26 protein-coding genes and 1 rRNA gene are annotated in these 18018 nt (G+C 55.5%); 18 read left to right on the top strand and 9 right to left on the bottom strand.

Annotated features, from left to right (window positions below; all coding sequences use genetic code 11):
- From MVB78_RS05955 to MVB78_RS05930, 6 genes are all read right to left on the bottom strand, one after another.
- Positions 1-310: ribosomal RNA gene (locus tag MVB78_RS05955) — 16S ribosomal RNA — on the bottom strand; the annotation flags it as partial.
- Between the two features lie 287 nt (positions 311-597).
- Positions 598-1443, bottom strand: a complete 846-nt coding sequence (locus MVB78_RS05950; RefSeq protein ID WP_297489222.1) for a ribose-phosphate diphosphokinase — start codon at positions 1441-1443, stop codon at positions 598-600.
- A 69-nt stretch (positions 1444-1512) separates the two neighbouring features.
- Positions 1513-2211, bottom strand: coding sequence for a DUF1614 domain-containing protein (locus tag MVB78_RS05945; RefSeq protein WP_297489210.1), 699 nt, complete (start codon positions 2209-2211; stop codon positions 1513-1515).
- A gap of 25 nt (positions 2212-2236) precedes the next feature.
- Positions 2237-2836: an archaeal proteasome endopeptidase complex subunit beta gene (gene psmB / locus MVB78_RS05940; protein ID WP_297489207.1), complete on the bottom strand. Its 600-nt coding sequence runs from the start codon at positions 2834-2836 to the stop codon at positions 2237-2239.
- A 25-nt stretch (positions 2837-2861) separates the two neighbouring features.
- The gene (locus tag MVB78_RS05935) at positions 2862-3605 is read right to left on the bottom strand and encodes an ABC transporter ATP-binding protein (protein WP_297489204.1); all 744 of its coding nucleotides are present in this window, start codon (positions 3603-3605) and stop codon (positions 2862-2864) included.
- Positions 3602-4612 carry an iron ABC transporter permease gene (locus MVB78_RS05930; protein WP_297489201.1) on the bottom strand — a complete coding sequence of 337 codons (1011 nt, stop codon included), beginning with the start codon at positions 4610-4612 and terminating at the stop codon, positions 3602-3604. Before MVB78_RS05930 ends, MVB78_RS05935 begins: the two co-directional genes overlap by 4 nt.
- An 80-nt stretch (positions 4613-4692) precedes the next feature.
- Here MVB78_RS05930 and rimI point away from each other — a divergent pair, with 80 nt between their 5' ends.
- Together rimI and endA are read left to right on the top strand one after the other, a co-directional pair.
- A complete protein-coding gene (gene rimI / locus MVB78_RS05925; RefSeq protein ID WP_297489198.1) occupies positions 4693-5193 on the top strand; it encodes a ribosomal protein S18-alanine N-acetyltransferase in 501 nt (166 codons plus the stop codon).
- Positions 5193-5699 (top strand): tRNA-intron lyase, encoded by a 507-nt coding sequence (endA, locus tag MVB78_RS05920; protein WP_297489194.1) that lies wholly within the window; start codon positions 5193-5195, stop codon positions 5697-5699. The genes rimI and endA overlap by 1 nt, the downstream gene beginning before the upstream one ends.
- Positions 5700-5924: 225 nt before the next feature.
- On the opposite strand, the gene MVB78_RS05915 is transcribed toward endA, so the two are convergent.
- From MVB78_RS05915 to MVB78_RS05905, 3 genes are all read right to left on the bottom strand, one after another.
- The gene (locus MVB78_RS05915; RefSeq protein WP_297489192.1) at positions 5925-6458 is read right to left on the bottom strand and encodes a hypothetical protein; all 534 of its coding nucleotides are present in this window, start codon (positions 6456-6458) and stop codon (positions 5925-5927) included.
- A 44-nt stretch (positions 6459-6502) separates the two neighbouring features.
- Positions 6503-7954 (bottom strand): hypothetical protein, encoded by a 1452-nt coding sequence (locus MVB78_RS05910; RefSeq protein WP_297489189.1) that lies wholly within the window; start codon positions 7952-7954, stop codon positions 6503-6505.
- 251 nt (positions 7955-8205) lie between these two features.
- Positions 8206-9393: a glycine C-acetyltransferase gene (locus MVB78_RS05905; RefSeq protein ID WP_297489219.1), complete on the bottom strand. Its 1188-nt coding sequence runs from the start codon at positions 9391-9393 to the stop codon at positions 8206-8208.
- A 368-nt stretch (positions 9394-9761) separates the two neighbouring features.
- On the opposite strand from MVB78_RS05905, the gene MVB78_RS05900 reads away from it, so the two are divergent.
- From MVB78_RS05900 to MVB78_RS05825, 16 genes are all read left to right on the top strand, one after another.
- Positions 9762-10529, top strand: coding sequence for a putative RNA uridine N3 methyltransferase (locus tag MVB78_RS05900; RefSeq protein ID WP_297489186.1), 768 nt, complete (start codon positions 9762-9764; stop codon positions 10527-10529).
- Between the two features lies 1 nt (position 10530).
- Positions 10531-11595: a 50S ribosomal protein L3 gene (locus MVB78_RS05895; protein ID WP_297489183.1), complete on the top strand. Its 1065-nt coding sequence runs from the start codon at positions 10531-10533 to the stop codon at positions 11593-11595.
- Between the two features lie 10 nt (positions 11596-11605).
- Positions 11606-12373: a 50S ribosomal protein L4 gene (rpl4p, locus tag MVB78_RS05890; RefSeq protein ID WP_297489180.1), complete on the top strand. Its 768-nt coding sequence runs from the start codon at positions 11606-11608 to the stop codon at positions 12371-12373.
- A gap of 5 nt (positions 12374-12378) precedes the next feature.
- Entirely contained in the window at positions 12379-12639 is a 261-nt protein-coding gene (locus MVB78_RS05885) for a 50S ribosomal protein L23 (RefSeq protein ID WP_297489177.1), read from the top strand.
- Between the two features lie 14 nt (positions 12640-12653).
- The gene (locus MVB78_RS05880) at positions 12654-13373 is read left to right on the top strand and encodes a 50S ribosomal protein L2 (RefSeq protein ID WP_297489174.1); all 720 of its coding nucleotides are present in this window, start codon (positions 12654-12656) and stop codon (positions 13371-13373) included.
- 6 nt (positions 13374-13379) lie between these two features.
- On the top strand, positions 13380-13781 hold the full coding sequence (locus MVB78_RS05875) for a 30S ribosomal protein S19 (RefSeq protein WP_297489171.1): 402 nt from the start codon (positions 13380-13382) through the stop codon (positions 13779-13781).
- A 10-nt stretch (positions 13782-13791) separates the two neighbouring features.
- Complete coding sequence (gene rplV / locus MVB78_RS05870; RefSeq protein WP_297489216.1) at positions 13792-14268, top strand: 50S ribosomal protein L22; 477 nt, start codon at positions 13792-13794, stop codon at positions 14266-14268.
- Between the two features lie 5 nt (positions 14269-14273).
- A complete protein-coding gene (locus tag MVB78_RS05865) occupies positions 14274-14906 on the top strand; it encodes a 30S ribosomal protein S3 (RefSeq protein WP_297489168.1) in 633 nt (210 codons plus the stop codon).
- A complete protein-coding gene (gene rpmC / locus MVB78_RS05860) occupies positions 14893-15096 on the top strand; it encodes a 50S ribosomal protein L29 (protein WP_297489165.1) in 204 nt (67 codons plus the stop codon). Before MVB78_RS05865 ends, rpmC begins: the two co-directional genes overlap by 14 nt.
- Before the next feature lie 37 nt (positions 15097-15133).
- Positions 15134-15400 (top strand): stress response translation initiation inhibitor YciH, encoded by a 267-nt coding sequence (gene yciH, locus MVB78_RS05855; protein WP_297489213.1) that lies wholly within the window; start codon positions 15134-15136, stop codon positions 15398-15400.
- Positions 15286-15666, top strand: a complete 381-nt coding sequence (locus MVB78_RS05850) for a ribonuclease P protein component 1 (RefSeq protein WP_297489162.1) — start codon at positions 15286-15288, stop codon at positions 15664-15666. Before yciH ends, MVB78_RS05850 begins: the two co-directional genes overlap by 115 nt.
- Positions 15663-16007 (top strand): 30S ribosomal protein S17, encoded by a 345-nt coding sequence (locus tag MVB78_RS05845; RefSeq protein WP_297489159.1) that lies wholly within the window; start codon positions 15663-15665, stop codon positions 16005-16007. The genes MVB78_RS05850 and MVB78_RS05845 overlap by 4 nt, the downstream gene beginning before the upstream one ends.
- A 2-nt stretch (positions 16008-16009) precedes the next feature.
- Entirely contained in the window at positions 16010-16435 is a 426-nt protein-coding gene (locus MVB78_RS05840) for a 50S ribosomal protein L14 (protein WP_297489156.1), read from the top strand.
- A 10-nt stretch (positions 16436-16445) separates the two neighbouring features.
- Positions 16446-16808: a 50S ribosomal protein L24 gene (gene rplX / locus MVB78_RS05835; protein WP_297489153.1), complete on the top strand. Its 363-nt coding sequence runs from the start codon at positions 16446-16448 to the stop codon at positions 16806-16808.
- The gene (locus MVB78_RS05830; RefSeq protein WP_297489150.1) at positions 16808-17539 is read left to right on the top strand and encodes a 30S ribosomal protein S4e; all 732 of its coding nucleotides are present in this window, start codon (positions 16808-16810) and stop codon (positions 17537-17539) included. The genes rplX and MVB78_RS05830 overlap by 1 nt, the downstream gene beginning before the upstream one ends.
- 11 nt (positions 17540-17550) lie before the next feature.
- Positions 17551-18018 (top strand): 50S ribosomal protein L5 (locus MVB78_RS05825; RefSeq protein ID WP_297489147.1); only part of this gene is annotated, 468 nt, incomplete at its 3' end.

The raw sequence follows: 18018 nt of genomic DNA, 5'->3' as shown, positions 1-18018 counted from the left end.
CAGTGTCCATCTCCGGGCTCCCACTCTCATGGCCCGTACCGATCTTCGGCTTGGTGGGCCGTTACCCCACCAACTACCTAATCGGCCGCCGGCCCATCCTCGGGCGGTCAGAGACCCTTTCGGCCTGGGGACCTTCCAGTACCCCAGGCCTATGGGGGATTAGCCCCAGTTTCCCGGGGTTATCCCCCTCCCGAGGGTAGGTTACCGACGTGTTACTGAGCCGTCCGCCGGTGTCCCCGAAGGGACCCCGTGACTCGCATGGCTTAGTCGGACCCCCATAGCAGTGGCCTCCGGCAGGATCAACCGGAATTGAGCAAGGAGTACGGCCGGTGGGACTTCCCTCAAGGGGGAAGTACCAAAAATTCCCGTCCGGGGTTTGGTCGGGATGTCAAGCCTGCCTTACCCCCGAGGGGTCCGCCTTTCGGCGTTTCCTCGGGAGCGCAAGTTGATGTGACCCGGGCTGGAGGGCGGGGTTCATGCGTGGGTGCTTTGCACCCGTTCCCCCCGACGCCGCCGTCGTGGCGCCCGGGCTTGGCGCCCTTTTCGAGCGCTCCACCCAATAGGGGCAGATCCCAGTAATGAAAAATTTCTGCAAAATCATCCCCTTAACCCCAAGAGGTCGGGCACGATGTTTATCCTCGACACGGGAGTTGGGATCGTGTTCGTAACGGCGAGCTCATCGACGGCTCTACTGACGCGCTCTACGGCTCCCTCCGCAAAGACCCCATGGGTGACGCCCACGAATATCCTCCCAGCTCCCATTCGCTTCAGTATCGATGCCACCTTCATAATCGTTCCCCCCGTGCTGATTATATCGTCCACTATCAGAACGTTCTTCCCTTCAACGTCTATATCGACGGGCCTTATCTCGACCTCAGTTGGGGAGATCCTGTGCTTCTCAAAGTGGCTGTGTTCAAGCCCGAGCCTCTTGGCCACCGCCTCGGCTCGCGCCCTCGCCCCCCTGTCAGGTGCAAGGACTATGCCCTCCCCGAGCTTCTCTGCGAAGTACTCGGCTATGGCCCTGGCAGGGAAGACGTTAACGGCCTTGCCCGGGAAGAACCTCAGGGTCTCCGGGTTGTGTACGTCAACAACGTAAAGCTCATCGTAGTAGATGCCCAATGCCTTCAAAACCGCCCTGACGCTCACTGGCTCCCCCTCGTGGGTAACCCTGTCCTGCCGGGAGTATGCTAAGTACGGAACGAGGAGCCGAAGTTTCTTAAAGCCCCTCTCCCTCAGGGCATCCCCGAGTATCAACGCCTCAACTATGTTCTCGTCCTGGGGTTTGTAAGTGGACTGCACAACTGTAACCTCATCACCCGACGATAGAACCCTCACGTACTTCTCCCCGTCCGGGAACTTCTTTATCTCAACGCGGGCAAGCTCCCCGCCAATGCGCTCTATCTCCTTGGTGAGATGACGGGCCCCGGAGCCAACGACTATCATTGCCATCCCTCCTTTACCACACACCTGTAAATCTTCCCCCTTTAAAAACCCGACTATTACAGAGGGGAGTCAAACAAGGAGCACCGCTATAACCCCCGCTAAGAATATGCCATCAAACGTCCCGGCTCCGCCTATGCTCACCATCGGGGCCCCGAGCTCCTTCATGTGTTGGAGGTTCATGAGATCAGCCCCTATCAGGACACCGAGGGTGCCGCTGGCATAGGCTATAGCGGGTTTGTAAGGCCCACCGAGGAGGAGTGCGCTCAGTGCCGCCATGAGGGGTGGGATCAACGTTGGAACCGCTATGCCAAGCCCCCTAACCGGCCTTGAGAAGGCGTGGCTGATTACTGCCGAAAGGGCTATGCCCAAAGTCACCTTGATGACGGTTAAGTAGGCGTTGAGTTCCAAAAGGTGGACGAACTCGTACACCACAACACTGAGGGGAACGAGGGCCCCACCGGCGTTCACAGCTATGATAACCTTCTGCTCGGCCAGTTGGACGTACGGAACCGGATACGAGACCCCAAAGAACCTAACCTCCCTGACGGTCAGCACCGGGGCGTAAGACCTCTTCTCGGCCACGGGTATGTTGATGAAGCTCCCTAAGATTGAGAAGAGGAAGAGCAGGTAGGCAACAGACGGGGGTATGCCAAGTCGTTGGAAAGCAACTGTTACAAGGCTGGAGAAGATCGTGAAGAAGATGAGAAAGAGGAGGAGCAGGAGAATGAAAAAGGGCGGAGTCACTGGGGGGGAGAAATATCGGTTCATAGCACTCCCATCCAAAAAAGATCGGTCAGTCTTTGAACTCAATGAACTCCTCCTTCATGCCCTCCCGCGTTATGAGGAGAACCTGAACCTTCTTGCTCCCCGTGTAGACGTCCCTCTTACCGGCGGTCTTTACGGCGCGGATGACGAGATCCTTGGCCTCTTCAATTTCCATTCCCTCCCTGTAACCGTCTTCGATGACCGCTATGGCAAATGGGCTTCCAGAACCGGTAGCAGTGTACTTCTCGAATACGAGACCACCGAGTGCATCGAGGCTTGCCAGTTCGGGCTCGTCCACATAACCCCCTATGAGTATCTGAACCATGTATGGAAACCACTTGTTCTCGTTGAGGATGTTGCTGAGGAGATGGGCCATGGCCCTTGTGGTCATCGGCCGGCCCCAGGTGAACTGGTAGTACCTCGCCTGCGCCTCCAACATTCTCGCGAGGGCTTGAACATCGCCCACGCTGCCGGCGGTCGTTATCGCTATTCTATCCGTTATGGGGAGGATTTTCCTTATGTTGATGCTCTCGACCATGTTTCCTAAGGACGCTTGGGTGTCCGCGGCGAGTATTACCGCGTCTTTAACCTTTATGCCCACCGTGGTGGTCCCGGTCTTCTTCTCCATTTCACCTCACCTAAGGATAACACAATCAAAGGGGATTTAAAGGTTTGGAATCGAGGGCCGCTATGAGCCCCCTTCCAAGCTTTCCCTCCACGAACTCAAACCTGCTCCCGTAAACCCCTTCGAGGATCTTGGGAGTGAGCTCACCCACGCTTCCCTCCCAGACTTTCCTTCCAGAGCTGAGGATTATGACCCTGTCGGCGTACCTTATCGCCAGATCAAGGTCGTGGAGCACCGTGATCAGGATCTTCTCCTCTTTCAGGGAGGAAAGCAGCTCCATGACCGAGAGGGCGTGGTTAATATCAAGGTGGCTCGTCGGCTCGTCGAGGAGCATAACCCTTGGGTTCTGGGCAAGTGCCCGGGCTATCATAACGAGCTGGTACTCACCGCCGGAGAGCTTCATGATTGACTCACCGCCCCTCTCAAGCATGCCCACCTTAGCGAGTGCCTCATCAACGCTGCCGCCTGTGAAGTACGTCCCCATCTCAACGAACTCACGGACAGTGAAGTTGAACTCCGGATACGAGCTCTGGGGAACGTAAGCTATGAGCCGCGCCCTTTCCCGTGGCGACAGGGAGAGGACGTCAAGGGAGTCAAGCTCAACTCTCCCCTCCGGCTTCAGTATACCCGAGATACACTTCAGGAGGGTGCTCTTCCCAGCGCCGTTGGGCCCTATGACGGCTATAAGTTCCCCCCTCTCAGCGGAGAACGCAACATCCCGCAGAACCCTTCTGCTCCCGTAGGAGAAGGATACATTAACGGAGAGCTTCATCTCCTCAGCTCACCCCTCTTGTGTTTTCTCAGGAGGTACAGGAAGAAGGGGCCGCCCAGCATGGCGGTGACTATGCCAACGGGTATCTCAGTGGGACGCGCCACAGTCCTCGCCACCAAGTCTGCCGCAACCATGAGGCTTCCCCCGACCAGGGCCGCCGCGGGAGTTAGCCTGCGGTGGTTCGGTCCCACCAAGAGCCTCGCTATGTGGGGTGATATCAGTCCCACGAAGCCGATTATGCCAGCGCTCGCGACTGGAACCGAGGTCAGAAGGGTTACAAAGAATATAACTTCCTTCCTGAACCTCTGGACGTTCAAACCAAGGGTAACGCTCTCCTCCCCGAACAGGAGCAGGTTAAGCTCCCTCCATTTCCAGAGGAAGAAGGGCAAACCGAGGGCGAGCACGAGGGAGAGCTCTGCTACATCCCCCCATCCAGAGGCACTGAAGCTTCCCATCAGCCACATGTACGTGAGGTGAGAGTTCTTCCCGATGGAAACGAAGTAGGAGGTAACCGCCCCTGCCATGAAGCCGAAGGCAACCCCCGAGAGGAGCAGGGTGTCCACGGGGATCCTGCCGTTAACCTTCGAGATGGAGTAGACGGTGTAAACCGCGAGGAGGGAGAAGGCAAAGGCGAGGAGGGAGACATGGGAGGGGAAGTACTCAAAGCCTACGGCCGCCCCTACACCGGCTCCACCGCTTATGCCGAGGAGATAGGGGTCTGCCATTGGATTCTTAAAGAGGGCCTGGGAAGCAACGCCCGCCGAGGCCAGGGATAGGCCGACGAGGTAGGCCATGAGAACCCGGGGGAGGCGCAGTTCCCAGACTATTATGAAGAAACGGGGCTTTGCGTGGGGGACGGAAAATCCGGGGAGGGATCTTTCAATGCCGTAAACGATGGAGGAGGTCACGTCACTCGGGGACAGGCTGACCGAGCCTATGTACACCCCGGCAAAGAGAGATATGGCCGAGAGCAGGAGCAGGAGGGTGAAGACGGTGCGGCCCCTCATGGGCTGGAGTTTTTGTCCAACCTTTTAAAGCTTTCAGCCAGCCCTCAACCTTAAAAATCTCAGGGGGGCTAAATACTAACATGAGCACGTCCTCGAGGGAGGTTGCGGGGAAGATTCCGCTCCAGATGGTGGTGATACGGCCGGCCAAGATCTTCGACATCTCGGATGTCATGCGGATCGAGAGGGAGTCTTTTAGGGAGGCCTATCCGAGGGGGATTTTTCTCCTGTTCCTTGAGAACAACCCGGATACGTTTCTCGTGGCCGAGTACGCCGGGAGGATCATCGGCTACATCATGGCCTATATGAGACCTGACCTTGAAGGGCACATAATGAGCATAGCCGTTGATCCCAATTACCGGGGAAAGGGCATAGGCTCCGCCCTCCTCACGGAGGCCATAGAGAGGCTTATAAAGAGGGGGGCGAGGTACGTGGGGCTTGAGGTGAGGACCAGCAACACCCGGGCCATAAAGCTCTACGAGCGCTTTGGATTCAGGAAGGTCAAGAGGATAATGGGCTATTATTCGGACGGCGAGGACGCCTACTACATGATCCTCCCGGCGGAGGAGTGGAGGGGTAACTGATGATAATCTTCCACCTCAGCGGGAACAGGGCGTTTTCAACAGACAAGAACGCAGTCGATGGCCTGTACAACAACCGCCACTACGGAAAGCTCGTAAACGGGAAGGTCTTCCTGTCCCTCCTTGAGGCGGCCTATTTAACAGAGAGGGGGAAGATAGAAGTCAGGGATGGCAAGAAGAAGCTCTCCTTGGAGGAGATAATGAAACTGGGCAGGAAAGGGGACGAGCTCTTCGATGCCAAGTACCTCGTCTACAAGGATCTGCGCGACAGGGGCTACACTGTGAAGTCCGGTTTAAAGTTCGGCTCCCACTTCCGTGTTTACAGGAGGGGAATGGAGGAGCACGCTCAGTGGCTCGTGTGGGTTGTTCCAGAGCACAAAACGCTGACCCCTCACGATGTGACAGCACGCGTCCGCGTTGCCCACGGTGTAAGGAAGGAGATGATAATGGCGGTCGTTGACGATGACGGGGATGTGGTCTATTACAGGATCGAGTGGATGAAGTTTTGAGAGCTACGCAATTCTCAGTTTGTTTCAATTTGATCTCCGCTGTAAAATCTTTCAAATAGAAGGGAGAATTTCCCCAATGGGGGAATAAGATGAGGTTACTGGTGGGAGTACTAATTTTCGCATTGATATGGGCAGGCCCCTCAGCCATCCTTTCGGCGTGGCTTATCTAACCTCCTGTCCGCCGTGAAGGGCGAGGCTTGGAGGAGAAAAAGGTCAAGTCTCACTTCAAGGGTCTGTTTTTGGACTGGTAAGGCTCTGCTCCGCTGACTTTCCCCATATCTTCCTTGAGATCCAGAGAATTTTCTTGGAGCTTGCTATTGGGGTGTAAGCGGGTGCGAGAATCTTTGCGTGTATGTAACCCCACACTGCTGAACTTGCAACCACAAGCAGAACCCCGAGTAAAACGTTTGGGTAAATCATTGAGAATAAAGCCGCCCCAGTAATGCTCGCCAGGGAGAGTAGGACCGCCCACTCAAGGGCAAACGTCTTAGCGACCCGTTCGGCCTCCCTTTTTGCCCGCGAGTATGGCTTTCCCCGCTCATCCACTAACCACTTCAGTGCAGGGTTGTAAATCCTGAAGTATACCAGAGGGGATGTTATAATCCAGAGAGCGAGGCTGAACTCTGCGGTGGTCCAAAGGGATTTGGAGACCGCGTAGATGATGATTCCGAAGAATGAACCCAAGAGGCCGAAACTTAGAAATCCTCTTATGAGATTATCAACGAAGATAAGTTTCTTTGGTGGTGTTTTATGTCCCATTTCTCACACTCCAATAGTTTGGGAAGAATAAAAATTTACTCCTATTAACTCTTTCCATTCTCTGGATTTTCATAGTTGGGGCATCGCCCTTTGAAGCAGGGCACTGGGGACGGATCTCCGGGCGATGGATATTCACTGTAGCCGGCTTCAACGTATAGGCCAATTGGGACGTTCACGTCTTCATAGCTCGTGCCGTACCAGTGGTGTACTGGAATTCTAAGCTTGTAGTTACTCTCCATCGCATGGAAGGTTACGGGAGTGGGCGGCCCCTTGTTATCTACCCCGCCAAGCATGACATAGCTCGAGTGATCACCAGTGCTGAAGCCGACGGTTATAACGTTAAACCACGATGGGAGACTTCCATCTGCCAGAGCATCTAAGATTGCCCCAACGGGTACCCCCACGCCGAAACTGTAGCCGTCACTTCCTGCGTAGATTCTATCGTAGAACTCGCAGAGTGATACTGACTCGTTTATCCCAACGGTTATCCCCTCTGATTTTTCCATCCAACTGCTTGGAAAGTTGTAAGGGGGTCTTCCAAGGGTTGAACCACTCTCTATGTGCTTAACTCTCTCGCCGACTCTGTCTACGGTGAAGCCGTCTATTTTTGCAAAGTATCTTTCGTTTCCCGTTGGATGGCACCATGCCGTGCATAGGTACTCCTTTTGGTAGATGTAGTGGACAGTCCCTCTGATCCACACGTAACCCCAAGAGCGGTCTGGAACCGTGACATAATATCCTCCTGCGTAATAATCAGTTGTTGATCTTCCAAGGATTTTGACTTCTATGGAGCTTGGGTCGAACTTGACTTTCTTCGATATCTCGTCTCCAAACGCTACTGTAACGTCCGGTCCCCAGTACTTCTGGACTATTACTCCTAAGTAAGCCGATCCGTGGATATCACTCGAGACGTTGTTTTTGATGATCAGGATTGGTATTTTCACGTTGGTGTACGATTTTTGGGACTCGGTTTTCCACGTGTAGTAAATATCGTGAGCCGTGGGTTGAAGTGAGGATTTGGGGGGAGCTGTTTTGAGTTCTTTCAAGTCTTTGATTACAGCCTCTGTCATGTTTATTTTTATTTTGATGTTTTCCGGGAGCAGGGTTTTGGTTAGTTTGGTTTCAAAGCTTTCTGGGGGTAGAGTGTAGACTTTTCCGTTTTTCACGATCCACACGTCAATCCCAATGAAGGCGGTTTTTGAGCCTATTCTCGCTGCAGTGTTTTTTGCCTGGTTCAGGGGTGTGGATGGAATTTTTATCGTGTTGCCCGAGAATATGAAGTTTTTTTCAAGCATACCTCTCTGGAGTGTTTTTATGCTGCCGTTCTTCTCGAAAGTCCAGACTGTGTAATACACCTTACCGTAATCTGTCAAGGCTTTCCCATTCTCATCGAGGAGAATTACTTTTGCACCGCCTATGGGGGTTGCTTGAGTATAGCTTAGAACACCAATTATCAGCAGTCCCAACAGGATCGCAAATAAGGGCTTCCACTTCACGGGTTTCACCCTCATAAAGTTGTCTGTAATGTCTACTGTGCAACTTTCCCTTATAAGTCTTCCCTTTTATTTTAAATAAAAATTCTTCCTTTTTTTTCGAGTGTAAATTCGTTCCGAGTTGCGTTTTCCTCTTAGAGCAAGTCAAAAGAAGCCCGAGTAAAGGGGTTGAATGATGATGCAACCGGTGAGTCTCGGGTCATAGCCGGTTTGTGGGGTAGGCTGGAAGAATAGGAGAAAAGAACGACAAAGCCTCACTTCAAAAAGCCCGTCTTCTTCCCGAGATCCTCGAAGGCATCGAGGACGTACTGGAGATCCTCCTTGCTGTGGCCTGCCGAAGGTTCGAGCCTTATCCTCGCGGTTCCGAGCGGGACTGTTGGATACACTATAGCCTGCGCGAAGATGTTGTACTCGTCGTATAAGCGCCTGCTGAACTCCTGGGCGAGCTTCTCGTCGTAGAGCATGACCGGGGTGATCGGGTGCTTGGTGTGGCCTATGTCGTAGCCGAGCTCTTTTAATCCGTTCTGGAGGAAGTGGGTGTTGTCCCAGAGCTTCTTAACCAGCTCGTCGCTCCTCTGGAGGATCTCTACGGCTGCTATCGCGGCAGCGACGTCGGGCGGATTCGGGGCGCTTGAGAAGAGGAAGGGCCTTCCGCGCTGTCTCAGGTAGTCTATGGCCTCCTCCGGACCGGCGACGTAGCCGCCTATGACACCGAAGGCTTTGCTCAGCGTTCCCATCTCGAAGTCGACCTTCTCATGTAGCTTGAAGTGATCCACGATACCCCTTCCGCTGTCACCGAGGACACCCTCACCGTGGGCGTCGTCTATGTAGAGCATGGCGTCGTACTGCTCCGCCAACTCGGCCATCTCGGGAACCGGCGCGAGATCGCCGTCCATCGAGAAGACGCCGTCGCTGACGATGATTTTCTTCTTCCTGTCCTTGTTCTCCTTGAGGCGCTTTTCGAGGTCTTCCATATCGAGGTGCTTGTAGATTACCTTGGGAGCGCCGCTGAGGCGCATTCCGTCTATGATGCTCGCGTGGTTGAGCTCCTCGCTGATGAACACGCCGTCGTCCTTTTTGGTCAGGAGGGCGCTCAGGGCACCGAGGTTGGCGTTGTAGCCGCTCTGGAAGAGTATAGCGGCTTCCCTCTTCTTGAACTTGGCAAGTTTTTCTTCGAGCTCGACGTGTAGCTCCATGGTTCCGGCTATGGTTCTAACCGCTCCAGCTCCAACACCGTAGTCGAGGATGGCCCTTATCGCCGCGTACCTGATTTCGGGGGCCGCGGCGAGGCCGAGGTAGTTGTTCGAGCACATGTTGAGAACTTTCTTGCCGTCGACCACAACCCACGGGCCCTGGGCGCTTTCAAGCTTCCTTATGGTCACGTAAAGGCCCTTCTCCTTGAGCTCCTGGAGCTCCTCCCTAATCCAGTCAAGCTTCCCCATGAGAACCACCGATGCTTATTGGTCATCGAGGTATAAAAGTTTTGCAGTGGTCACTTCAGTGCAACCTGATTGCAATGACCAGGAAGCAAAACCATTGGGTCTGAAGGAATAGTGTCCTGGAGAAAGAGGTGTTATTTCCACCATCCTTAAGGGCTTTAGGGCTTCAAATTAAAGTACATGCAACGCGCAAACTTTTGAATCTCACGCTCAAAAGCGTTTCACCAGCGCTTTGGGAAGTAAATGGCCGATTGCAAAAAAATTGCACACTTCCTAACCTAAAAAAAGGTTGCAGGGTTCGAAAGCCTTTTAAATAGTCCCCATAAGCTCCCTTCAGCTTAGGGGAGACAGTGGGGACAGGATGAAGGAAAATGGCCTGGCACATCTTCATCCCCGATTCACTCCTTGAGGAGACCGATGACCCCAAGATACGGACGTATAAGGTTGGGCAGGTTGCCAGGGCCTGCGCGATCTTCGGCGTCGAGCACATCTGGATTTACAGAGCCGGCGGAAAGGACGGCAGGTTCATCAAGCTCGTCCTTGAGTACATGGAAACGCCCCAGTACCTGCGGAAGAGGCTCTTCCCCCTCCTGCCCGAGCTCAAATACGTCGGTGTCGTCCCCCCGCTGAGGACGCCGCACCACAAGCTCAAAGGAAAGCCCAGAGTTGGAGAAATCCGGGAGGGCTTCGCCTTCAGAAGGGGTAAGAGACTCTACGCGGACATAGGGCTCGACGAGCTCGCTCTGGTTGAGGGGAACGCAGAGGGACGCGCAACCTTCAAGGTCGTCTCGGTGAGGCCCCTCAGGGTAATACCAGCGAAACCCGCAGGGTACTGGGGTTACAGGGTTCACCTCAGCAGGAAACCGCTGGCGAAAACACTTAAAAAGGCCGGCCTGAATGTGACAATCGCGACATCGAGGATGGGCCGCGATGTAAGGCACGCTAAAATCCCGCCCTTAAGGGGGGAGGTTGGCTTCGTGTTCGGCTCCCCAAAGAAGGGCGTGGGTGAACTCCTTGGGGGGGAGTTCGATTTCGATGCGATCCTCAACACGGTTCCAAATCAGCGGACGGCCACCGTCCGTACCGAGGAGGCGTTGCTCGCAACCCTTGCGGTGTTCAATCTCATGAGGAGGGATTGAGATGGGAAAGGTTCACAGACCAAGGAGAGGTTCACTCGCCTTCAGCCCCAGAAAGAGGGCTAAGAGCGTAGTTCCCCGTATTAGAGCATGGCCAGAGGACAGCGAGGTCAGGATGCTGGGCTTTGCAGGCTATAAAGCCGGCATGACCCACGTCCTCATGATAGACGACAGCCCCGGACTGACCAAGGGCAAGGAAATCTTCACGCCCGTGACAATAGTTGAGGTTCCACCGCTCTTCGTTTACGGCATCAGGGCCTACAGGCAGGGCTATCTCGGGCTTGAAACAGCGACCGAGGTCTGGTTCCACGATCTCCACCCCAACGTCAGGAGGCGCGTGAAGACCCTGCCCAAGGACTACAATGAGGAGGCCTTCAAAGCCAAGCTCGGTCAGCTTGAGGATCTCGTCAACGACGGCGAGATAGTGGACATAAGGCTCCTCGTCCACACCCAGCCGTGGCTCATCAAGCTCAAGAAGAAGCCTGAGGTAATGGAGTACGCCATCGGTGGCGACGACGTTAAAGCAAAGTTCGAGTACGCCAAGAAGAGGATCGGAAAGGAGATAAGGGCGGGCGAGGTTCTCCGTGAGGGAGAGCTCCTCGACGTCATAGCCGTCACCAAGGGCAAGGGAACCCAGGGCCCGGTCAAGAGGTGGGGCGTTAAGGTTCAGTTCCACAAGGCTCAGAGGGCTGGAAAGGGGAGGCACATAGGCAACCTCGGACCGTGGCATCCGGCGAGGGTTATGTGGACTGTTCCCTTGGCCGGTCAGATGGGCTTCCACCACAGGACTGAGTTCAACAAGAGGCTCATAGCCATAGGGGAGAACGGAAAGCTCAAGCTCGGCAAGAAAGAGGGAAAGGAGGAGAAAGCAGAGGAAATCGGGATAACACCGAAGGGAGGGTTCCCACACTACGGTATTATAAGGAGCGACTTCCTCATGATAGAGGGAACTGTCCCGGGCTCCTTTAAGAGGATAGTGAGGGTTAGGCCGGCTATAAGGCCTCCCAAAAAGAGGCCGCCCGTCGAGAGGCCCCAGATAACCTACGTCAGTAGGGAGTCCAAGCAGTGAGGTGAGATTGATGAAGGTTAAAGTCTTCAACCTTGAAGGCGAGCCGGTGGATGAAGTTGAGCTCCCGGAGGTCTTCAGTACTCCATTCAGGCCCGACCTGATAAGGAGGGCCGTTATAGCGTCGTGGACTCATCGGGTGCAACCCCAGGGCAGGAGCCCCTTCGCAGGCAAGAGACGCGTCACGGAGAACATAGGCAAGGGGCACGGAATGGCCAGGGTTGAGAGGATAAAGACCTCCCCGAGGTTCGCCGCATTCGTTCCCTTCGCGAGGGGAGGAAGGAGAACCCATCCCCCAAAGGTTGAGAAGAAGATCAGAGAGGGCATCAACAAGAAGGAGCGGAAGTTGGCCCTCATGAGCGCCATAGCTGCGACCGCCAACCCCGACCTCGTTAGGAGTAGGGGGCATGTCGTGGACAACGTCCCGTCCTTCCCGCTCGTTGTTACCGATGACCTTGAGAAGGTCTTCAAGACCGCCCAGACCAGGGAGATATTCAGGAAGCTCGGCCTCTGGGACGACATCGAAAGGGCTAAGAGGAGCACCAAGATCCGCGCCGGAAAGGGCAAGATGCGTGGAAGGCGCTACAAGAGGGCGAAGGGCCCACTCATTGTCGTCGCCAAGAACGAGGGCATCGTCCAGGGTGCGAGGAACCACCCGGGCGTCGATGTAGTAACGGTTGACAACCTCAGCGTTGAGCTCTTGGCCCCCGGAACCCACCCGGGGAGGCTTACCCTCTGGACGAAGGGCGCCTTGGAGAAGCTGAAGGAGCTTCAAAGGTGATCGAGATGGATCCGTACAAGGTTATCGTTAGGCCGGTGGTTACTGAAAAGGCAGTCTCACTGATTGAGCGCGAGAACAGGCTGACCTTCATAGTGGACAAGCGGGCCACGAAGACCGATATCAAGAAGGCCGTGGAAGAGATGTTCGAGGTTGAGGTTGAGAAGGTCAACGTCCTCTTCACGATGAAAGGCGAAAAGAAGGCCTACGTTAAGCTCAAGCCCGAGTACAGCGCAAGTGAGGTTGCCGCCAGGATAGGATTGTTCTGACGGGGTGAGGCGAGATGGGGAAGAGTCTGATCCAGCAGAGGAGGGGCAAAGGAAGCCCCACTTTCAGGTCCCCCTCCCACAGGTACAGGGGGGCCGTGAGGTATGTTCCGCTTAATGTTACAAAGGAGAAGACTGTGGCGGGAAAGGTCGTTGAGATACTGCACGATCCTGGAAGAACCGCCCCCGTGGCCAGGGTTAAGTTCGAAGACGGCACAGAGAAGCTCATAATAGCGCCTGAAGGGATCCTCGTGGGCCAGGAGCTTTATATAGGTCCGGAAGCTCCGATAGCCATAGGCAACACGCTCCCGCTTGCAAAGATACCGGAGGGAACCTACGTCTACGATATAGAAGGGGTTCCCGGCGATGGCGGTAAGTACGTCCGCGCCGGGGGGACGTACGCCCTCGTGGTCAGCAGGGAGAGGGACAAGGTTATAGTCCAGCTCCCGAGTGGCGAGCTCAAGCAGTTCAAACCCGGCTGCAGGGCTACGATAGGTGTAGTCGCTGGTGGAGGAAGGCTTGAGAAGCCGATAGTCAAGGCTGGAAAGGCTTACTACATAGCCAAAGCCAGAAACAGGTTCTGGCCGAAGCCGAGGGGCGTCAAGATGAACGCCGTCAACCACCCGTACGGGGGCAAGGAGCACCACATAGGCAGGCCCTCAACCATATCCCGCAGGGCACCGCCTGGAAGGAAGGTCGGCCACATAGCCGCGAGAAGAACTGGTAGGAGGAAGTGATGAAAGATGGCGAGAAAGAAGAAGTTTAGGTACAGGGGGTACACCCTCGATGAGCTGCTCAGCATGTCACTCGAGGACTTCGCCAAGCTCCTGCCGAGCAGGCAGAGGAGGAGCCTTAAACGCGGTCTATCCCCAGAGCAGAAGAAACTGCTCAGAAAGATAAGGCTTGCCAAGAAGGGCAAGTACAAGAAGCCCATAAAGACCCACAGCAGGGACATGGTTATCCTCCCCGAGATGGTGGGCATTACGATACACGTTCACAACGGCAAGGAGTTCGTTCCCATTGAGGTGAGGGAGGAGATGATCGGCCACTACCTCGGTGAGTTCGCCATGACGAGGAAGATAGTCCAGCACGGCTCTCCGGGTGTCGGTGCAACGAGGTCATCGATGTTCGTCGCCGTGAAGTGAGGTGGTGGGGATGACCAGGGGCAGGTTTTCCTACTCGTTTCCAATACAAAATTTTGATCCGGACAGAATGGCGAGGGCCAGCGGGAGGGATCTCAGGATATCCCCAAAGCACAGCGTTGAGCTCCTCAGGGAGATAAGGGGTATGATGCTGAACGACGCCCTCAAATACCTTGACGACGTCATAGCCAAGAGGAGGCCGGTTCCGATGAGGAGGCACAACGACAGCCAGGGGCACAAGCCGGGCAGGGGCTTTGGTCCGGGCAGGTACCCGGTCAAGGTTGCAAAGGCCGTGAGAAAGGTGCTCCTAAACGCAAGGAACAACGCCGAGCAGAAGGGCCTCGACACTGACAGCCTCAAGATAATCCACGCGGCGGCCCACAGGGGCCCCGTGCTCCGCGGGTACATTCCAAGGGCCTTCGGCAGGGCCACCCCGTTCAACGAGGAGACCACGCACATAGAGATAATCGTCGAGGAGATCAGGAGGTGAGTCCGTTGGCTATCGAGAGGTACTTCATCAGGGAAGGCGTCAAGGAGATGCTCATCGATGAGTTCCTTGAGAAGGAGCTCAGGAGGGCCGGCTACGGGGGTCTCGACGTGAAGAAGACCCCGCTCGGAGCCAAGGTCGTGATCTTTGCCGCCAGTCCTGGATACGTCATAGGGCGTGGGGGTAGAAGGATAAGGGAGCTTACGAGAACCCTTGAAAGGCAGTTCGGCCTTGAGAACCCCCAGATTGAGGTCGAGGAGATAAAGAACCCCTACCTCAACGCAAAAGTCCAGGCGGTTCGCTTGGCCCAGGCCCTTGAGAGGGGCATACACTTCAGAAGGGCAGCCTACTCGGCAATAAGGGCCATAATGAGGAACGGGGCGAGGGGTGTCGAAATCCGCCTGAGTGGGAAGCTGACCGGTGAAAGGGCCAAAAGCGTCCGCTTCTACCAGGGCTACCTTGCCAAGGTCGGGAACCCCGCGGAGACCCTCGTCAGCAGGGGCTATGCCCAGGCCAGGCTCAAGCTCGGTGTCATAGGTGTAAGGGTGTCCATCATGCCACCCGATGCCAAGCTCCCGGATGAGATAGAGGTTATTGAGAAGCCCGTCGAGGAAGAGGTGAGCACCAATGAAGCCGAGTGAGATCAGGGAGATGAGCGTTGAGGAGATAGACGAGAAGATAAAGCAGCTGCGCCTTGAGCTCGCCAAGGAGAAGGGCATGCTCACCATGGGGACGTCCACCGAGAACCCCATGGTCATCCGGGATCTCAGGCGCGATATAGCGCGCCTGCTTACCATAAGGAAGGAGAAGCTTAGGGAAGGGAAAGGGTGAGGTTAAGGTGCCGAGGATCGTAAACCCTCTGGATGAGATGCTCTTTAAGGAAGTGCTGAAGGAACAGCAGAGGATACGTGTTTACATAGAGAGGGCCCGGTACGGAAAGCTCAAGACCATAATAGAGGGCATAGACGAGAAAGAGTTCGACCTCGAGGACATCGCAAAAAAACTGAAGGCGAAGTTGGCATGCGGCGGAACCGTGAAGAAGGGAAGGATAGAGCTTCAGGGCGACCACAGGGAAAGGGTCAAGAAATTGCTCGGAGACCTTGGGTTCTCAGAGGAGCTCATCGAGGTCGAGTAACGAGGAGGAACATAATCTGGCACGAGCTCATAGGGCTGAAAGCAAAGGTTATAAGGGCGTCCCATCCAGAGCTGGTTGGCATCGAGGGCTATGTCCTTGATGAGACTCGTAACACTCTAACCATAGCCGGTGATAGGGTCTGGACGGTTCCAAAGGATGTGGTGGAACTCGAGTTTGAGACGGCCGCCGGCGATCGTATAGTGGTCGAGGGCGGTGTGTTGGTGGGAAGACCCGAGATGAGACTGAAGAAGAGGTGGCAAAGATGAGTGAGATAGGGTTGAAGGTTCAGCCCCCTGCTGAGAAATGTGACGATCCAAACTGCCCGTGGCACGGGCACCTGAAGATCCACGGTAGGTACTTTGAGGGCGTCGTGGTCAGCGACAAGGGCAAGAAAACGGTCATAGTTGAGAGACAGCACTACAAGTACCTCAAGAAGTACGAGCGTTATGAGCTCAGGAGGAGCAGGATCCATGCCCACAACCCCGAGTGCGTGAACGCCAAGGTCGGGGACAGGGTTCTCATAGTCGAGACCCGGCCGATCAGTAAGACCAAGAGCTTCGTGGTCGTCGCGGTTACCCAGAGAGCCGAGAGGGCCAAGGGGGTGTGATCATGGCCAAGAAGGGTGCGGGTGCAACGAGGGGAATAAGCCCGGTCAGGCCCACGAGGGCCCTCCCAGTTGGTGCGTACCTCAAGGTCGCGGACAACAGCGGTGCCAAGGTCATACAGATAATCGGCGTAGTGGGCTACAAGGGGACGAGGAGAAGGCTTGCGAGCGCGGGCGTTGGGGACATGGTCATTGCAACGGTCAAGAAGGGCAGGCCCGACATGAGGCATCAGGTGGTCAGGGCCGTCATAGTCAGGCAGAGAAAGGAGTACAGGAGACTTGACGGTATGCGCGTTAAGTTCGAGGACAACGCGGCGGCTATAGTCACCCCGGAGGGCGTCCCGAGGGGGACCGAGATCAGGGGCGCCATAGCGAGGGAGGCCGCCGAGCGCTGGGTCAGGCTCGGTAGCATAGCGAGTATAGTGCTGTGAGGTGAGGATGATGAGGTTGAAGTCAAAACAGCCTAAAAAGCAGAGGAAGTTCCTCTACAACGCTCCCCTTCACCTGAGGCACAAGATGATGGCAGCCCCGCTCAGCAGGGAGCTGAGGGAGAAGTACGGAATCAGGAACCTCCCGGTGAGGGAAGGGGACAAAGTAAGGATAATGAGGGGCGAGTTCAAGAAGGAGGGCAAGGTCGTTGAAGTTGACCTCAAGAACTACAGGATACACGTCGAGGGTGTCACTATGACGAAGACCGACGGCACGGAGGTCTTCTACCCGATCCACCCCTCGAACGTTATGATCATCGAACTGAACCTCAAGGACGAGGAGAGGAAGAACATAATTGAAAGGAGGGCTGGCTGATGGCGAGAAAGGGTGCTAAGAGGCACCTCAAGAGGCTTGCAGCTCCATCCTCCTGGTACCTGCCCAAGAAGAAGTACAAATGGGCCGTCAGGCCGAGGCCCGGGCCGCACGCGATGGAGACGTCGGTGCCGCTCCTCTACATAGTGAGGGACTACCTCGGATACGCCAAGACGGCCCGTGAGGCGAGGAAGATCCTCAACGAGGGCAAGGTTCTCGTGGACGGAAAGGTCAGGAAGGACTACAAATTCCCGGTGGGCATAATGGACGTTGTCTCGATCCCGGAGACAGGTGAACACTACAGGGTCCTCCCGAACAGAATAGGGAAGCTGATCCTTCACCCAATAAGCGCGGAGGAGGCAAAGCTCAAGCCCTTCCGCATCAACAACAAGAGGATGGTAAAGGGGGCCAAGGTTCAGCTCAACCTCCACGACGGCAGCAACCGCATCGTCAGCTTCGCGGAGAAGGATTCATACAGAACCGCCTACACGATCCTCATGAGCGTCCCCGAGAGGGAGGTAGTGGAGGTAATACCCTTTGAGATAGGCTCCTACGTCTTCGTTACCAGGGGTAAGAACGTCGCGAGGAAGGGCAGGGTCGTTGATATCAGGGGCTTCCCCATGGGCTGGCCGGACGTGGTCACCATCGAGGACGAGAGCGGTGAGAAGTTCGACACCCTGAAGGACTACGCCTTCGTCATTGGAAAGGACAAGCCGGTGATTTCCCTTCCGTGAGGTGAGAGAAGATGGAGCTCAACAGAGAGGCCATTTTGGCGGACTGGGAGGCCCACCCGATGAGGAAGCCGAGGATAGCAAAGCTCACCATTAACATAGGCGTGGGCGAGAGCGGTGAGCGACTGACCAAGGCCGAGACCCTACTTGAGAGACTCGTCGGCCAGAAGCCGATAAGGAGGCGCGCAAAGCAGACCAACAGGGACTTCGGCATCCGGAGGGGAGAGCCGATAGCGGTTAAGGTCACCCTTCGCGGCGAGAGGGCTTACAATATGCTCGACAGGCTTCTTGAGGCCGTTGACAGGAAGCTCAAAGCCGGAAACTTCGACGAGCACGGCAACTTCTGCTTCGGGATACAGGAGCACATCAACATACCGGGCGTCGAGTACGACCCCGAGATAGGCATCTTCGGGATGGACGTTTGCGTTACTCTTGAGAGGCCGGGCTTCAGGGTTGCCAAGAGAAAGAGGCAGAGGAGGAAG

This window comes from Thermococcus sp. (assembly GCF_026991495.1).
Taxonomy (GTDB): domain Archaea; phylum Methanobacteriota_B; class Thermococci; order Thermococcales; family Thermococcaceae; genus Thermococcus.
Note: the sequence above shows the minus strand (reverse complement) of the source record. Positions and strands in the feature narration are given on the sequence as shown.

What these genes read in the sequence shown, in the direction of transcription:
- MVB78_RS05950 (WP_297489222.1), bottom strand. Translation starts at nt 1,443, where the DNA reads ATGATAGTCGTTGGCTCCGGGGCCCGTCATCTCACCAAGGAGATAGAG.
- MVB78_RS05945 (WP_297489210.1), bottom strand. Translation starts at nt 2,211, where the DNA reads ATGAACCGATATTTCTCCCCCCCAGTGACTCCGCCCTTTTTCATTCTC.
- psmB (WP_297489207.1), bottom strand. Translation starts at nt 2,836, where the DNA reads ATGGAGAAGAAGACCGGGACCACCACGGTGGGCATAAAGGTTAAAGAC.
- MVB78_RS05935 (WP_297489204.1), bottom strand. Translation starts at nt 3,605, where the DNA reads ATGAAGCTCTCCGTTAATGTATCCTTCTCCTACGGGAGCAGAAGGGTT.
- MVB78_RS05930 (WP_297489201.1), bottom strand. Translation starts at nt 4,612, where the DNA reads ATGAGGGGCCGCACCGTCTTCACCCTCCTGCTCCTGCTCTCGGCCATA.
- rimI (WP_297489198.1), top strand. Translation starts at nt 4,693, where the DNA reads ATGAGCACGTCCTCGAGGGAGGTTGCGGGGAAGATTCCGCTCCAGATG.
- endA (WP_297489194.1), top strand. Translation starts at nt 5,193, where the DNA reads ATGATAATCTTCCACCTCAGCGGGAACAGGGCGTTTTCAACAGACAAG.
- MVB78_RS05915 (WP_297489192.1), bottom strand. Translation starts at nt 6,458, where the DNA reads ATGGGACATAAAACACCACCAAAGAAACTTATCTTCGTTGATAATCTC.
- MVB78_RS05905 (WP_297489219.1), bottom strand. Translation starts at nt 9,393, where the DNA reads ATGGGGAAGCTTGACTGGATTAGGGAGGAGCTCCAGGAGCTCAAGGAG.
- MVB78_RS05900 (WP_297489186.1), top strand. Translation starts at nt 9,762, where the DNA reads ATGGCCTGGCACATCTTCATCCCCGATTCACTCCTTGAGGAGACCGAT.
- MVB78_RS05895 (WP_297489183.1), top strand. Translation starts at nt 10,531, where the DNA reads ATGGGAAAGGTTCACAGACCAAGGAGAGGTTCACTCGCCTTCAGCCCC.
- rpl4p (WP_297489180.1), top strand. Translation starts at nt 11,606, where the DNA reads ATGAAGGTTAAAGTCTTCAACCTTGAAGGCGAGCCGGTGGATGAAGTT.
- MVB78_RS05885 (WP_297489177.1), top strand. Translation starts at nt 12,379, where the DNA reads ATGGATCCGTACAAGGTTATCGTTAGGCCGGTGGTTACTGAAAAGGCA.
- MVB78_RS05880 (WP_297489174.1), top strand. Translation starts at nt 12,654, where the DNA reads ATGGGGAAGAGTCTGATCCAGCAGAGGAGGGGCAAAGGAAGCCCCACT.
- MVB78_RS05875 (WP_297489171.1), top strand. Translation starts at nt 13,380, where the DNA reads ATGGCGAGAAAGAAGAAGTTTAGGTACAGGGGGTACACCCTCGATGAG.
- rplV (WP_297489216.1), top strand. Translation starts at nt 13,792, where the DNA reads ATGACCAGGGGCAGGTTTTCCTACTCGTTTCCAATACAAAATTTTGAT.
- rpmC (WP_297489165.1), top strand. Translation starts at nt 14,893, where the DNA reads ATGAAGCCGAGTGAGATCAGGGAGATGAGCGTTGAGGAGATAGACGAG.
- yciH (WP_297489213.1), top strand. Translation starts at nt 15,134, where the DNA reads ATGCTCTTTAAGGAAGTGCTGAAGGAACAGCAGAGGATACGTGTTTAC.
- MVB78_RS05850 (WP_297489162.1), top strand. Translation starts at nt 15,286, where the DNA reads ATGCGGCGGAACCGTGAAGAAGGGAAGGATAGAGCTTCAGGGCGACCA.
- MVB78_RS05845 (WP_297489159.1), top strand. Translation starts at nt 15,663, where the DNA reads ATGAGTGAGATAGGGTTGAAGGTTCAGCCCCCTGCTGAGAAATGTGAC.
- MVB78_RS05840 (WP_297489156.1), top strand. Translation starts at nt 16,010, where the DNA reads ATGGCCAAGAAGGGTGCGGGTGCAACGAGGGGAATAAGCCCGGTCAGG.
- rplX (WP_297489153.1), top strand. Translation starts at nt 16,446, where the DNA reads ATGAGGTTGAAGTCAAAACAGCCTAAAAAGCAGAGGAAGTTCCTCTAC.
- MVB78_RS05830 (WP_297489150.1), top strand. Translation starts at nt 16,808, where the DNA reads ATGGCGAGAAAGGGTGCTAAGAGGCACCTCAAGAGGCTTGCAGCTCCA.